The sequence below is a fragment of the Streptomyces sp. NBC_01176 genome, from assembly GCF_045039825.1.
Lineage (GTDB): Bacteria > Actinomycetota > Actinomycetes > Streptomycetales > Streptomycetaceae > Streptomyces.
This window is the reverse complement of record NZ_CP108600.1, coordinates 6,000,672-6,013,907: the sequence shown is the minus strand read 5'-3', so window position 1 is coordinate 6,013,907 and position 13,236 is coordinate 6,000,672. Positions and strand designations below refer to the sequence as shown.

14 protein-coding genes, 1 tRNA gene and 1 riboswitch are annotated in these 13,236 nt (G+C 69.1%); of the genes, 6 read left to right on the top strand and 9 right to left on the bottom strand.

Annotated elements, in window-relative coordinates; translation table 11 throughout:
* Positions 1 to 4: 4 nt before the first annotated feature.
* Both OG199_RS25945 and OG199_RS25940 read right to left on the bottom strand, forming a co-directional pair.
* Positions 5 to 904: an ABC transporter permease gene (locus OG199_RS25945; protein WP_405831489.1), complete on the bottom strand. Its 900-nt coding sequence runs from the start codon at positions 902 to 904 to the stop codon at positions 5 to 7.
* A 4-nt stretch (positions 905 to 908) separates the two neighbouring features.
* The gene (locus OG199_RS25940) at positions 909 to 1,709 is read right to left on the bottom strand and encodes an ABC-2 family transporter protein (RefSeq protein ID WP_356798509.1); all 801 of its coding nucleotides are present in this window, start codon (positions 1,707 to 1,709) and stop codon (positions 909 to 911) included.
* A gap of 211 nt (positions 1,710 to 1,920) precedes the next feature.
* Here OG199_RS25940 and OG199_RS25935 point away from each other — a divergent pair, with 211 nt between their 5' ends.
* Positions 1,921 to 4,704 carry a transglycosylase domain-containing protein gene (locus OG199_RS25935; protein ID WP_405831486.1) on the top strand — a complete coding sequence of 928 codons (2,784 nt, stop codon included), beginning with the start codon at positions 1,921 to 1,923 and terminating at the stop codon, positions 4,702 to 4,704.
* 23 nt (positions 4,705 to 4,727) lie between these two features.
* Here the strand turns inward: OG199_RS25935 and sugE are convergent, their stop codons facing one another.
* The 3 genes from sugE to OG199_RS25920 form a co-directional block, all read right to left on the bottom strand.
* Positions 4,728 to 5,048, bottom strand: coding sequence for a quaternary ammonium compound efflux SMR transporter SugE (gene sugE / locus OG199_RS25930; protein WP_148008600.1), 321 nt, complete (start codon positions 5,046 to 5,048; stop codon positions 4,728 to 4,730).
* Between the two features lie 30 nt (positions 5,049 to 5,078).
* A riboswitch (guanidine-III (ykkC-III) riboswitch) is annotated at positions 5,079 to 5,147 on the bottom strand.
* A 48-nt stretch (positions 5,148 to 5,195) separates the two neighbouring features.
* Positions 5,196 to 5,498 (bottom strand): co-chaperone GroES, encoded by a 303-nt coding sequence (locus OG199_RS25925; RefSeq protein WP_187285621.1) that lies wholly within the window; start codon positions 5,496 to 5,498, stop codon positions 5,196 to 5,198.
* 97 nt (positions 5,499 to 5,595) lie between these two features.
* Positions 5,596 to 5,934, bottom strand: a complete 339-nt coding sequence (locus tag OG199_RS25920; protein WP_405831484.1) for a DUF3618 domain-containing protein — start codon at positions 5,932 to 5,934, stop codon at positions 5,596 to 5,598.
* A 137-nt stretch (positions 5,935 to 6,071) separates the two neighbouring features.
* Between OG199_RS25920 and bcp the strand changes: the two genes are divergently transcribed.
* The 3 genes from bcp (at position 6,072) to OG199_RS25905 (ending at position 7,963) form a co-directional block, all read left to right on the top strand.
* Positions 6,072 to 6,539, top strand: coding sequence for a thioredoxin-dependent thiol peroxidase (gene bcp, locus OG199_RS25915; protein ID WP_356798504.1), 468 nt, complete (start codon positions 6,072 to 6,074; stop codon positions 6,537 to 6,539).
* A 356-nt stretch (positions 6,540 to 6,895) separates the two neighbouring features.
* Positions 6,896 to 7,825: an HNH endonuclease signature motif containing protein gene (locus OG199_RS25910; RefSeq protein ID WP_401804203.1), complete on the top strand. Its 930-nt coding sequence runs from the start codon at positions 6,896 to 6,898 to the stop codon at positions 7,823 to 7,825.
* A 54-nt stretch (positions 7,826 to 7,879) separates the two neighbouring features.
* Positions 7,880 to 7,963, top strand: a tRNA-Leu gene (locus OG199_RS25905).
* A 52-nt stretch (positions 7,964 to 8,015) separates the two neighbouring features.
* On the opposite strand, the gene rdgB is transcribed toward OG199_RS25905, so the two are convergent.
* The 4 genes from rdgB to OG199_RS25885 form a co-directional block, all read right to left on the bottom strand.
* Entirely contained in the window at positions 8,016 to 8,618 is a 603-nt protein-coding gene (gene rdgB / locus OG199_RS25900) for an RdgB/HAM1 family non-canonical purine NTP pyrophosphatase (protein ID WP_356798500.1), read from the bottom strand.
* 34 nt (positions 8,619 to 8,652) lie between these two features.
* The gene (locus OG199_RS25895; RefSeq protein WP_356798498.1) at positions 8,653 to 9,045 is read right to left on the bottom strand and encodes a hypothetical protein; all 393 of its coding nucleotides are present in this window, start codon (positions 9,043 to 9,045) and stop codon (positions 8,653 to 8,655) included.
* Between the two features lie 120 nt (positions 9,046 to 9,165).
* On the bottom strand, positions 9,166 to 9,900 hold the full coding sequence (gene rph / locus OG199_RS25890; RefSeq protein WP_356798496.1) for a ribonuclease PH: 735 nt from the start codon (positions 9,898 to 9,900) through the stop codon (positions 9,166 to 9,168).
* A 90-nt stretch (positions 9,901 to 9,990) separates the two neighbouring features.
* Entirely contained in the window at positions 9,991 to 10,224 is a 234-nt protein-coding gene (locus OG199_RS25885) for a glucose PTS transporter subunit EIIB (protein ID WP_030299876.1), read from the bottom strand.
* 203 nt (positions 10,225 to 10,427) lie between these two features.
* On the opposite strand from OG199_RS25885, the gene OG199_RS25880 reads away from it, so the two are divergent.
* Together OG199_RS25880 and OG199_RS25875 are read left to right on the top strand one after the other, a co-directional pair.
* Positions 10,428 to 11,717, top strand: a complete 1,290-nt coding sequence (locus OG199_RS25880) for a PTS transporter subunit EIIC (RefSeq protein WP_405831480.1) — start codon at positions 10,428 to 10,430, stop codon at positions 11,715 to 11,717.
* A gap of 229 nt (positions 11,718 to 11,946) precedes the next feature.
* A complete protein-coding gene (locus tag OG199_RS25875) occupies positions 11,947 to 13,212 on the top strand; it encodes a PTS transporter subunit EIIC (RefSeq protein ID WP_356804625.1) in 1,266 nt (421 codons plus the stop codon).
* Positions 13,213 to 13,236 lie beyond the last annotated feature (24 nt).

Here is a 13,236-nt window from a genome sequence, read left to right as displayed (position 1 = left end):
CGGTTCAGCTCCCCGTACTGCGATAGGAACGAAGTCCCGCCCGCCAGGCGGCTCCTGCCAGCACGCAGCAGCACGCCGCGACCAGCGGTGGCGCGAAGGCGACCCAGGCCGGCAGGTCGAGCGGATAGGGCCGCCCCAGGACGTAGAGGGCGGGCAGCCAGTTCACGAAGGCGAGCGGAAGCACGAAGGTGACACCGCGCACCAGGTCCTTGGCGAAGACGGTCGGCGGGTACTGCAGGAGCGTACTGCCGCCGTACGTGAAGGAGTTCTGCACCTCGGAGGCGTCCTGCGCGACGAACTGGAAGGCCGCGCCGGCCACGAAGACGGCCGAGAAGATCGCGGCGCCGCTCAGCACCATCAGCGGGACCAGGAGCAGCTTCAGCGGCGTCCAGGTGATGTCGAGTGCGGTGACCGCGTACCCGAAGACCAGCAGTCCCTGGGTGATCCGGCCCAGCCTGCGCAGTGCGAAGCGGTCCGCGGCGACCTGCGCGAGCACGGGCACGGGCCGCACGAGCAGCGTGTCGAGCGTGCCGTCGCGCACCCGGCGCCCGAGCCGGTCCATCGAGCCGAGCGCGAGGTCCGTGAGCCCGAACGCGGTGGCCGAGACGCCGTACAGGAAGGCGACCTCGGGCAGGCTGTAGCCGCCGAGCCGGTCGATCTGCGAGTACATCAGCAGGATCGCGACGAAGTCGAGACCGGTCGCCGCGAAGTTGCCGAAGGTGGTCATCGCGAAGGACGCGCGGTAGGCCATCGTGGAGCGGATCCACATGGCGGCGATCATGCGGTAGGCGCTCAGTCCGTCGCGCAGCCGGGCGTACGTCCTCTGCCGGGCCCACGGGTCCTCGGCCGTCCGGGACCGCCCGTCCACCGGACCGTCCAGCGGGCTGTCCATCGAGCTGTCCATCGGGCTAGCCACCCTGCACCACCACCCTTCGCGTCGCCGCCGACTGGAGGAGCCGTCCAAGCGCCAGCAGCCCGACCGCCCAGGCCCCCTGGAACGCGTACGTGCCGAGGGGGTCCGCCGTGCCGAGCAGCACGTCGACGGGCGCCTGGATCAGGGACGACCACGGCAGGGCGCGCACCACCTCGCCCAGCGCGCCCGGGAAGACGTTCAGCGGCAGCAGCATCCCCGAGCAGAAGACGCCCGCGATCATGGACATCTGTGCCGTGCCCGCCCCGTCCAGGAGCCAGAAGGCGGACAGGGCGACGAGATAACGGATGGAGAAGCTGACCAGCACCCCGAGGGCCACCGCGACCAGGAACTCCAGCCAGGTCAGCGGGTCGGTGGGCAGCGCGAGCTCGAAGCAGAGCGCGCCGAACGCCAGCGGGACCACGCCGCGCCCCAGCAGATGGAACAGCGCCCGGCCCGCGTCCTGGGCCAGCCACCACAGCTGGAGGTCGGCGGGACGGTAGAGGTCGATCGCGATGTCACCCGTACGGATACGCTCCAGGAGCTCGTCCTCGAAGCCGCCGCCCATGGTGGCGACCACCATGAGCAGCGCCTGGGACAGCCACACGTAGGAGAGCGCCTGCGCCTGGTCGTAGCCGCCGAGGTGCGGTTTCTCGTCCCACAGCGCTGTCATGATGTACGCCAGGATGAGCCCGAAGACGGTGTTCGTGAACACACCGGCGGCCGTCGCCGTCCGGTACGTGGCGTAGCGCCGGAACCCGCCCAGGGCGACGGCCGTGTACAACCGCCCTGTCCCCACGAGGTTGTCCTCCTTGCGCCGGGAAAGCCGTTTTCGGCCGAAGCGCAGGAGCCTAGCCCCACGGCGGCGCTCGCTGCCAGGCATTTTCCGGTGCGACACGTGCCGGAATCCGGGAACGGAACGCTTGGTGCGACAGTCTTCAAGAGGGGGCGCACAAGGCGTATGAGGTCGTACGGGTGCGTACGACGTGAAACAGGAGTCCGGCAAACAGATGAGCGACAAGCCGCAGCCGCAACAGGACGACCAGGGCTGGGCACCCAGGGAGCCCGAGCCGGCTGCCCAGGCGGCACCGGGCGGACCCGGTGAGCCCGGGAAGGCGCCCGGAAAGCCGGGGGACCCGGAGCAGCCGGAGAAGCCGGGAAAGCCGGAGGAACGCGCGACGCCGGAAGCGCCGGGGAAACCCGAGGAACCCGGACAGCCGGAGGAACGCGCGAAGCCGGAGGCGACCGGAAGGCGGGACGAACGCGCGACGCCGCAGGAGCCCGGGAAGCCGGAAGGAATCGGAAGGCCGGAAGAGACCGGGAAGCCGCGGGAACGCGCGACGTCGCAGGAACACGCGACACCGCAGGGCCCCGCGGCACCGGAACAACGCGCGACACCCCAGGAACCCGCGACACCGGAACAACGGGCGACACCCCAGGAACCCGGGAAGCCGGGGAAGAAACCGAGGCGGAGGCGTACCGGCTGGGGACGGCTCATCCCCACCTGGCGAGTGGTCCTCGGCACCTTCATCGGCCTCGTACTGCTGGTGGTCGGTCTCTTCGCGCTCGGCTACTACCTCGTCCAGATCCCGTCCGCGAACGCCGCCGCGACCAAGCAGAGCAACGTCTACCTGTACGCGGACGGCAGCCAGCTCGCCCGAGACGGCGAGGTCAACCGCGAGAACGTGTCGCTCGCGCAGATCGCGAAGGACGCCCAGCACGCGGCGCTCGCCGCCGAGGACCGGGACTTCTACACCGAGTCCGCCATCGACCCCAAGGCGATGATCCGCGCCGGCTGGAACACCGCCACCGGCAAGGGCAGGCAGTCCGGCTCCACGATCACCCAGCAGTACGTGAAGAACTACTACCTGGGCCAGGAGCAGACGGCCACCCGGAAGGTGAAGGAGTTCTTCATCTCCATCAAACTCGACCGCCAGCAGAGCAAGTCCGACATCCTCGAGGGCTACCTCAACACCAGCTACTACGGCCGCAACGCGTACGGCATCCAGGCCGCCGCGCAGGCGTACTACGGCGTCGACGCCAAGGACCTGACGGTCGGCCAGGGCGCCTACCTCGCCGCACTCCTCAACGCGCCGAGCGAGTACGACGTGATCGCCCACCCCGAGAACAAGGCCGCGGCCCTGGCCCGCTGGAACTACGTCCTCGACGGCATGGTCAAGAAGCAGTGGCTGACCCCGGCGGCACGCGGCAAGGTCACCTTCCCCGAACCCAAGCAGTCGGTGATCGCCACCGGCATGTCGGGGCAGCGCGGCTACCTCGTCAAGGCCGTGAACGACTACCTCGTCGAAAACAAGATCATCGACGAGGACACCCTGCAGACCGGCGGTTACCGCATCACCACCACCCTGCAGAGGCCCAGGCAGGACGCCTTCGTCAAGGCCGTCGACGACCAGGTGATGAGCCACCTCGACAAGAAGGACCGAAAGGTCGACCGCTACGTCCGCGCCGGCGGCGTCTCCATCGACCCGGCCACCGGCAAGGTCGTCGCCATGTACGGCGGCATCGACTACACCAAGCAGTACGTGAACAACGCCACGCGCCGCGACTACCAGGTCGGCTCGACCTTCAAGCCGTTCGTGTTCACCTCCGCCGTGCAGAACGACTCACGGACCGAGGACGGCCGCACGATCACCCCGAACACCTACTACGACGGCACGGACAAGCGTCCCGTACAGGGCTGGAACGGCGGCCCGTACGCACCCGAGAACGAGGACAACGTCTCCTACGGGCCCATCACCGTGCGCACCGCCACCGACAAGTCGGTCAACGCCGTGTACGCGCAGATGGCCGTGGACGTCGGCCCGTCCAAGGTCAAGGAGACCGCCGTCGACCTCGGCATCCCCGCCGACACCCCGGACCTCACCGCCACCCCCTCCATCGCGCTCGGCCCGTCCACCGCCAGCGTCCTCGACATGGCGCAGGCGTACGCGACACTCGCCAACCACGGCAAGCACGGCACGTACACACTCGTCGACAAGATCACCAAAGAGGGCGCGGAGGACGTGCACCTGCCCGAGCAGGCCACGAGGCAGGCGGTGACCCGGCAGGCCGCCGACACCACCACCTCCGTCCTGCAGAGCGTCGTCGAGGGCGGCACCGGCACGGCCGCGCAGGCCGCCGGCCGGCCCGCCGCGGGCAAGACCGGCACGGCGGAGGAGGACCAGGCGGCCTGGTTCGCGGGCTACACCCCCGACCTCGCCACCGTCGTCGCCGTCATGGGCCAGGACCCCGACACCGGCGTCCACAAATCCCTGTACGGCGCGCTCGGCCAGGCCCGAATCAACGGCGGCGGCTACCCGGCGCAGATCTGGGCGCAGTACACGAAGTCCGCGCTCAAGGGCACCAGCCCGAGCGACTTCGACCTGCGGCTCCAGCCGGGCGCCGAGGAACAGCAGCAGCTCCCGAGCACCGGACCCACCGACCAGTCCCCCGGAACCGGCGACCAGGACAACGGCGGCGCCGCGACCGGCGGCCAGGACACCCAGAGCCCGCCGCCCGGGGACAACGGCGGCCAGACCCAGGGCCAGACGGACGGCGGCACCACGGACGGGGGCGGCACCACCGACGGATCGACCACCGACGGCACCACGACCGACGGCGGCACCACCGACGGGGGCGGCACCACCGACGGCGGCACCGACGCGGGCACCACGACCGACGGCGGCGCCACCGACGGCGGCACCCCCGGCAACGGCGGCGCCACCGACGGCGGGACGACGGGCACCACCACCGGCGTGGGACCGCTGAACGGGCTCACCCAGAGAAGGCAGTAGCCGCGGGCGCGGATCGCGACGGGTCAGTGGCCGGAGGTGACCTTCAGACCGACCACGGCCACCAGCAGCAGACAGACGAAGAAGATCCGGGCGGCGGTCGCCGGCTCACCGAGCACGACCATGCCGAGCACCGCCGCACCGGCCGCGCCGATCCCCACCCACACGCCGTACGCCGTACCGATGGGCAGTGACTTCGCCGCGTACGACAGCAGCACCATGCTCGCGACGACGCCCGCGCCCGTGAGCACGCTCGGCACCAGCCGCGTGAAACCGTCCGTGTACTTCATCCCGATCGACCAGCCGACCTCCAGAAGGCCGGCGACGAGCAGCAGGATCCAGGCCATGACAGGCACCTCCGTCAGTGGGGCAACAGGGGTGCGTCGTCTTTGCGGGATCCCGGTACGGCGCGTCTCGTCGGGTGTCTCCACGGTAGCAAAGCACAGGCAAAAGGGGCTGGTGACCATGGTCACCAGCCCCTTTCGGCCCGCGGACTACAGGTAGAGGCCGGTCGAGTCCTCGGAACCCTCGAACCGGTCGGCGGCCACGGCGTGCAGATCCCGCTCGCGCATCAGCACGTACGCGATCCCGCGCACCTCGACCTCGGCCCGGTCCTCCGGGTCGTACAGCACACGGTCGCCCGGCTCCACCGTCCGCACGTTCTGCCCCACCGCGACGACCTCGGCCCAGGCGAGCCGCCGGCCCACGGCCGCCGTCGCCGGGATCAGGATGCCGCCGCCGGAACGCCGCTCGCCCTCGGCGGCGTCCTGCCGCACCAGCACACGGTCGTGCAGCATGCGGATGGGCAACTTGTCCTGGTGGGTGTTCTGCTTGTCCTGATTGGCGCTCACGCCCCGAACCTACCTGCCTTTGAGCCGTCCGTACGCAGCCGGGTCAGCGCTTGCGGCGCCGCGAGCCCACGGCGAGCAGCCCCACCACGCCCACCACCACGAGCGCCACGGGCACGATCCGCTCCAGCCTCGGCGCGCCCTCCTCGGTCACCAGCCGGCCCTTCACGTCGCCGACGACCCGGTGGACACCCACGTACGCCCGCCCGAGGGTGTGATCGACGTTCGCGACGACCTTGGCCTTCGCGTCCCCGACGATCGTCTTCGGGTGCACCCGCACACCGATCTCGTCCAGCGTCTCCGCCAGGGTTTCACGGCGGCGTTTGATGTCCGCCTCGATCTGCGCCGGAGTCCTGGTATCCGACGTTCTCGACGTATCCGACACCGCGCTGCCTCCGTGGTCGATTCTCGAACTCTGTGCCGTCGACAGTCTGTCAGCTCACGCTGCGCCTCACCCCTCGGCACCCCCCATTACGCTCAACCCGTAGTTCCGTAACCATCCCCCGGCCACGTGAGGTACCGATGAGCGAGCGACTCCAGCCCGGCGACACCGCCCCCGCCTTCACCCTGCCCGACGCCGACGGCAACGAGGTCTCCCTCGCCGACCACAAGGGCCGCAAGGTCATCGTCTACTTCTACCCGGCCGCCCTGACCCCCGGCTGCACGAAGCAGGCCTGCGACTTCACGGACAACCTCGACCTGCTGGCGGGCGCGGGCTACGACGTCATCGGCGTCTCCCCCGACAAGCCCGCGAAGCTCGCCAAGTTCCGCGAGCAGGAGTCCCTGAAGGTCACCCTGGTCGGCGACCCCGACAAGACCGTCCTGGAGGCGTACGGCGCCTTCGGCGAGAAGAAGCTGTACGGCAAGACGGTGGTCGGCGTCATCCGCTCCACGATCGTGGTGGACGAGGAGGGCAAGGTCGAACGCGCGCTGTACAACGTGAAGGCGACGGGCCACGTGGCGAAGATCATCAAGGACCTGGGGATCTGAGGCCACCCGGTCCTCCGGAAGGGGATCCACACACCGGGAGGCAGGTACGGCCGCTGCGGCACCGGCCTGCCTCCCCGCCCCTGCCGTCCCGCCCCTGACATCCCGACCGGCACCGCGCCCTGCCCGCGGGCCGACCTTCACCAGCCCCGGACACCGAGCGTGACTGTCCGATGAGCGGTTCGTTACTCCGTACGAGGTCGCGAACACGCGAGCGGAGCGGAGGGGCGAAGGGCATGGGAAACACACCGGGACCCGAAGGCGGGACAGTACGCGGAGGTGAGACCCCGCCGTCGGATCCCTGCGCAAGGGAGCGGCTCGCCCAGGTCGTCGCGGAGGCCCGCAATTGGACCGACCTGATGAGGCGACTCGGTTTCAAGCCCAGCGGCGGCCGGCGACGCGTGCTCCAGGAGAAGGTGGTCGCGTACGGACTGGATACCGGTCACTTCGTCAAGCGCACCCCGTGGCGGAAGTATCCCGACACCGCCCTCGCCGAGGCCGCCGCTTCCTCCTCTTCGCTGCGCGAAGTGGCACTGAGGCTGGGCGCGACCCCGGCGACGGGAACTCTGTCCCACATCCGCCGCCGTATCGCAGCGGCCGGCATCGACATCGGTCACTTCCCCGGCATCAAGCGCTCCGAGCCTGAACTTTCCTTCACCACCGAGGAGTTGAGAGAGGCGGCTGCCGCGGCGAACAGTGTCCGCGGCCTGGCCCGCTCACTCGGTGTGCCGGACGACAGCCGCTCACGCGCCGCGCTGGCACACATGCTGCGCACAAGGGGCGTGGACATCGAGCACTTCTCCCACCGGCGCCTCTCGATCCCCGAGGACCGGCTTCGCAGCCTCGTGGAACACTGCGCGAGCTACGCCGATGTCATGCGCGGTCTCGGGCTGGAGGTCAACGACACCAACCACAGACGAATCCGGCGCGCGGCAACCCGCATCGGCCTTGAGACGCGTCACTTCAAGCGTCGGAGCTGGGGACGGCCCGCAGACCCCGCACCCGCGGAGAGAGCGAGCAAGGTACTGGTCGTCCTGCCGGAGCGCGCGGGCCGGACCAACAGGACTCAGCTCCATCGGGCCCTGACCGAGATCGGGGTGCCGTACCTGTGTGTGGCATGTGGCAACACCGGTGAGTGGCTGGGCCGGCCCATCACCTTGCAGATCGACCACGTGGACGGGAACTGGCGGGACAACCGCAGGGAGAATCTGCGCTACTTGTGCCCGAACTGCCACGCGATGACGAGCACCTGGTGCAGGGGACGCGCCCGAAGCCGGAAATCGGCGTGAGACAAAACCGCCGCTCATCGACAAGCTCGCGGCCGGTACGATGGCAGGCGGTTGGCGGCGGTGGCGCAATGGCGACGCAGCAGACTTAGGATCTGTGGCCCGTGAAACGGCTTGAGGGTTCGAATCCCTTCCGCCGCACCTCATACGGCCTGCGAATCGAAAGATCCGCAGGCCGTATTCGTACGCCCCCTCAGACCGACAACTCCCGCAGCACCGGCACCAGCGCCCGGAACGCCTTCCCCCGGTGGCTGATCGCGTTCTTCTCGTCCGGGGTGAGTTCCGCGCAGGTGCGGGTCTCGCCGTCCGGCTGGAGGACCGGGTCGTAGCCGAAGCCGTTCGTGCCCGCGGGGGTGTGCCGGAGGGTGCCCCTCAGCTGGCCCTCCACCACCCGTTCCGTGCCGTCGGGCAGGGCGAGGGCCGCCGCGCAGGCGAAGTGGGCGCCCCGGTGCGGTTCGTCGATGTCGGAGAGCTGGGCGAGCAGGAGGTCAAGGTTGGCCTTGTCGTCGCCGTGCCGGCCGGCCCAGCGGGCGGAGAAGATGCCGGGCGCGCCGTTCAGGACGTCGACGCAGAGGCCGGAGTCGTCGGCGACGGCGGGCAGGCCGGTGGCCCGGGCCAGGGCGTGGGCCTTGAGGAGGGCGTTCTCGGCGAAGGTGACGCCGGTCTCCCGGACGTCGGGGATCTCCGGGAAGGCCTCCGCGCCGACGAGGTCGTGGGAGAGACCGGCGTCGGCGAGGATCGCCTTCAGCTCGGTGATCTTTCCGGCGTTGCGGGTGGCGAGGATCAGGCGGGTCATGGCCCTCAGTATCCCCAACCCCCGCGGGTGGTTCCTACGGGGTGCAGACCTTCGTCAGTTCTCCCGCGGCGTCGGTGACGGGGCTGATGTCGGGGGTGTCGTCCCCGTTCCTGACGGCCGTACGGACGTGGTCGACGGCCTTGCCGAGGTCGTCGACGGCCTTGTTGACATCCGTGTTGTCGGTCTTGTCGCCGATCTTGTCGAGGTTCTGCTCTATGGCGTTGAGGGACTGGTCGGTCTGCGTCGGGTCGTTCGCCGCGTTCTCCACGGCCTGCTGGAGGTTGGTGACGCTGTCGGCGATGGCGTCGGCGGTCTGGACGCAGTCCAGTGCCTTGTTGACGGCATCGCAGCCGACCGCCGCGGGCAGGGCGACGAGTGCGGCGGCGACGGCGATTGCGGCGGTGCGGCGACGGTGGCGCGCGGCCATGGAACGGTCCCTCCCCGTGGACAGGATGTGGTCGACCGGTGGTGCGGTCGGCCCGCCCCGTGGGGGGCCGGCGGGGCGCACGGCTGGACCGTACGCCCGTACCCCTAAGAACGCGAAGGGTTAACGCACGGTTGCCTCGAGCGCCGCCCGCTGGATCGCCGCGAGCTCGTCGCAGCCCGAAACGGCCAGGTCGAGCAGCGCGTTGAGCTCCTTGCGGTCGAAGGGCTCGGCCTCGGCGGTGCCCTGGACCTCGACGAAGCGGCCGTCGCCGGTGCAGACGACGTTCATGTCGGTGTCGGCCTTGACGTCCTCCTCGTAGCAGAGGTCGAGGAGGGGGACGCCGGCGACGATGCCGACGGAGACGGCGGAGACCGTGCCGGTGAGGGGCTTGCGGCCGGGCTTGACCAGCTTCTTGTTCTGCGCCCAGGTGACGGCGTCGGCCAGGGCGACGTAGGCGCCGGTGATGGCCGCCGTGCGCGTGCCGCCGTCGGCCTGCAGGACGTCGCAGTCGAGGACGATGGTGTTCTCGCCGAGCGCCTTGTAGTCGATGACGGCGCGCAGGGAGCGGCCGATCAGGCGGCTGATCTCGTGGGTGCGGCCGCCGATCTTGCCGCGGACGGACTCGCGGTCGCCGCGGGTGTTGGTGGCGCGCGGGAGCATGGAGTACTCGGCGGTGACCCAGCCTTCGCCGCTGCCCTTGCGCCAGCGCGGGACGCCTTCCGTGACGGAGGCGGTGCAGAACACCTTGGTGTCGCCGAAGGAGACGAGGACGGAGCCTTCGGCGTGCTTGCTCCAGCCGCGCTGGATGGTGATGGGGCGCAGTTGCTCAGGGGTGCGGCCGTCGATTCGAGACATGGCGCTGAGCCTAGCCGTATGCGGATGAGGGGCTGCCTCCGATGGCGGAAGCAGCCCCTCAGGGGTGAGCCGGGCTCGAGGGAGCGTGGCTCACATCATGTCTTCGATGTCCGCGGCGATCGGGTCGGCGTCGGTGCCGATGACGACCTGGATGGCGGTGCCCATCTTGACGACGCCGTGGGCTCCGGCTGCCTTCAGGGCGGCCTCGTCGACCTTGCTCGGGTCGATGACCTCGGTGCGCAGGCGGGTGATGCAGCCTTCGACTTCTTCGATGTTGTCGATGCCGCCGAGCCCGGCGACGATCTTCTCAGCCTTGGTGGCCATGTCCTACTCCCTGATCCGAACCGCTTTGTCGCAGTAACCCACAGTTGGCCCAACTTCGCGAGCGTTCATGCGGTGTGTACCGAATGATGGCGTTCACGACAGTGCGGCCGTTCGCCGACCGGTCTTCCCCGACCAGCCCACACCCGACTGGTCTACACCAGCTGACGGACGGTCGCCAAACCGGCTCCGCCCAAAGGACGCCCATGAGTGCCGACAGCGCCGCCGTACCCGCGCGCGCCCGCTGGAACAACTTGTTCCAGGGGCTGCAGAAGATGGGTCGCAGCCTTCAGCTCCCGATCGCGGTACTGCCTGCCGCGGGCATTCTCAACCGCTTCGGCCAGCCGGACATGTTCGGCTCGGACGGACTCGGCTGGGACAGCGTCTCCAAGGTCATGAAGGGGGCCGGCGGGGCGTTGCTCGACGGCTCGCTCGGGCTGCCGCTGCTGTTCTGCGTCGGTGTGTCCATCGGCATGGCGAAGAAGGCGGACGGCTCCACCGCGCTCGCGGCGGTGGCGGGGTTCCTCGTCTACTTCGGTGTGCTGCACCAGTTCCCGGAGAGCTGTGCGCAGCAGGCGAAGGTGATCCAGAACATCGGCTGTCAGTTGCCCGACACCTCGGTGACGGCGTTCACGTACCAGAATCCGGGGGTCTTCGGCGGCATCGTCATGGGGCTGCTGACCGCCTATTTCTGGCAGCGGTTCCATCGCACCAGGCTGGTCGACTGGCTCGGCTTCTTCAACGGGCGCCGGCTCGTGCCGATCATCATGTCGTTCGTCGCCATCGTGTTCGCCGCGCTGTGTCTGTGGATCTGGCCGCCGATCGGCGACGGCCTGCAGACCTTCAGCGACTGGCTGGTCAGTCTCGGCGCGTGGGGTGCGGGCGTGTTCGGTGTGGCCAACCGGGCGCTGCTGGTGATCGGTCTGCACCAGTTCCTGAACGTGCCCATCTGGTTCCAGTTCGGCAGTTACACCACGCCGGACGGGACGGTGGTGCACGGTGACATCAACATGTTCCTGCAGGGCGACCCGAACGCGGGTCAGTTCACCTCGGGCTTCTTCCCCATCATGATGTTCGCGCTGCCGGCCGCCTGTCTGGCCATGACCCACTGCGCGAGGCCGCATCGCCGCAAGGAGATCGGCGGCATGATGCTCTCGCTCGCGCTGACGTCGTTCGTCACGGGCATCACCGAGCCGATCGAGTACTCCTTCGTGTTCATCGCGCCGGTGCTGTACACGGTCCACGCGCTGCTCACCGGTGTCTCCATGGCGGTGACGTGGGGGCTGGGCGTGCACGACGGCTTCAGCTTCTCGGCCGGTCTCATCGACTACGTCATCAACTGGAATCTGGCGACGAGACCGTGGGCGATCATCCCGATCGGGCTGTGCTTCGCGGTCCTGTACTACGTGATCTTCCGGTTCGCGATCACCAGGTTCGATCTCAGGACGCCGGGCCGGGAGCCGGAGGAAGAGGTCGAGGACCTCACCAAGGCGTAACCCTCCCCCGCACTGCATTCATGCCGAAAGGCCCCCGGACCTGCGGGTCCGGGGGCCTTTCGGCATGAATGCAGGGGTATTTCCGGTATGGCCGAGGCCACAAAATTCGTGGGTTCCTTATCCAGCCTTCACCGTGCTACAACAGGTCTACACCACTGAGTGGTGTAGACCACGACGCCCCCACCCCTTCCTTGTCCCCCGGGCGGCGCCTTGTCCACTGGAGGAAGTTGTGACCACGGCCAGTGCCGCTCCCGCGGCCGACAAGAAGAAGGGCCCCGGCGTGATGTCTGTTCTGCAGCGCATCGGCCGCAGCCTGATGTTGCCGGTCGCCGTACTGCCCGCCGCCGCGCTCCTGGTGCGACTGGGCAACACCGACATGCTCGGCCGTCCGTCCTTCCCCACATTCTTCACCAAGATCGCCGGCTTCATGGCGGCCGGCGGCAACGCGATCCTCGACAACATGGCGCTGCTGTTCGCCGTGGGCATCGCGATCGGCTTCGCGAAGAAGTCGGACGGCTCGACGGCGCTCGCGGCGGTGGTCGGCTACCTGGTCTTCAAGAACGTGCTGGCGACCTTCACCGACAAGAACCTGCCGAAGGTGGCCACGGCCGTCGACGGCAAGGTGGTCATGGTCGACGCACCGGTGGACGCCAAGGTCCTGGGCGGCGTGGTGATGGGCATAGTCGTCGCCCTGCTGTACCAGAAGTTCCACCGCACCAAGCTGCCCGACTGGGCCGGCTTCTTCGGCGGCCGCCGGCTGGTCCCGATCCTGTCCGCCTTCGCGGGCCTGCTGATCGGCATCGTGTTCGGATACATCTGGCCGGTGCTCGGCACCGGTCTGCACAACTTCGGTGAGTGGCTGGTCGGTTCGGGCGCCGTCGGCGCCGGCATCTTCGGTGTCGCCAACCGTGCGCTGATCCCGATCGGCATGCACCACCTGCTGAACTCCTTCCCCTGGTTCCAGGCGGGCGAGTACCACGGCAAGAGCGGCGACATCGCCCGCTTCCTGGCGGGCGACCCGAGCGCCGGCCAGTTCATGACCGGCTTCTTCCCGATCATGATGTTCGGCCTGCCGGCCGCGTGCCTGGCGATCGTGCACTGCGCCCGCCCCGAGCGCCGCAAGGTCGTCGGCGGCATGATGTTCTCCATCGCTCTGACCTCGTTCGTCACGGGTGTCACCGAGCCGATCGAGTTCACCTTCATGTTCATCGCACCGGTCCTGTACGCCATCCACGCCCTGCTCACCGGCGCTTCCCTGGCACTGACCTGGGCACTCGGCATGAAGGACGGCTTCGGCTTCTCGGCCGGCGCGGTCGACTTCGGCCTGAACATCGGCATCGCGAGCAACCCGTGGGGCCTGGTCCTGGTCGGACTCTGCTTCGCGGTCGTCTACTACGTCGTCTTCCGCTTCGCGATCACGAAGTGGAACCTGCCGACGCCGGGCCGCGAGTCGGACGAGGAACTGGCGGAGCTGCTGAAGGCCGAGGCCAAGTAGACCCGCCCAAAAACGAGTGAGGGC

Bases quoted from the DNA above. Each gene is read 5' to 3' on its own strand.
- OG199_RS25945 (WP_405831489.1), bottom strand. From the start codon at position 904: ATGGACAGCTCGATGGACAGCCCGCTGGACGGTCCGGTGGACGGGCGG.
- OG199_RS25935 (WP_405831486.1), top strand. From the start codon at position 1,921: ATGAGCGACAAGCCGCAGCCGCAACAGGACGACCAGGGCTGGGCACCC.
- sugE (WP_148008600.1), bottom strand. From the start codon at position 5,048: ATGGCCTGGATCCTGCTGCTCGTCGCCGGCCTTCTGGAGGTCGGCTGG.
- OG199_RS25925 (WP_187285621.1), bottom strand. From the start codon at position 5,498: ATGCTGCACGACCGTGTGCTGGTGCGGCAGGACGCCGCCGAGGGCGAG.
- bcp (WP_356798504.1), top strand. From the start codon at position 6,072: ATGAGCGAGCGACTCCAGCCCGGCGACACCGCCCCCGCCTTCACCCTG.
- OG199_RS25910 (WP_401804203.1), top strand. From the start codon at position 6,896: ATGAGGCGACTCGGTTTCAAGCCCAGCGGCGGCCGGCGACGCGTGCTC.
- rdgB (WP_356798500.1), bottom strand. From the start codon at position 8,618: ATGACCCGCCTGATCCTCGCCACCCGCAACGCCGGAAAGATCACCGAG.
- OG199_RS25895 (WP_356798498.1), bottom strand. From the start codon at position 9,045: ATGGCCGCGCGCCACCGTCGCCGCACCGCCGCAATCGCCGTCGCCGCC.
- rph (WP_356798496.1), bottom strand. From the start codon at position 9,900: ATGTCTCGAATCGACGGCCGCACCCCTGAGCAACTGCGCCCCATCACC.
- OG199_RS25885 (WP_030299876.1), bottom strand. From the start codon at position 10,224: ATGGCCACCAAGGCTGAGAAGATCGTCGCCGGGCTCGGCGGCATCGAC.
- OG199_RS25880 (WP_405831480.1), top strand. From the start codon at position 10,428: ATGAGTGCCGACAGCGCCGCCGTACCCGCGCGCGCCCGCTGGAACAAC.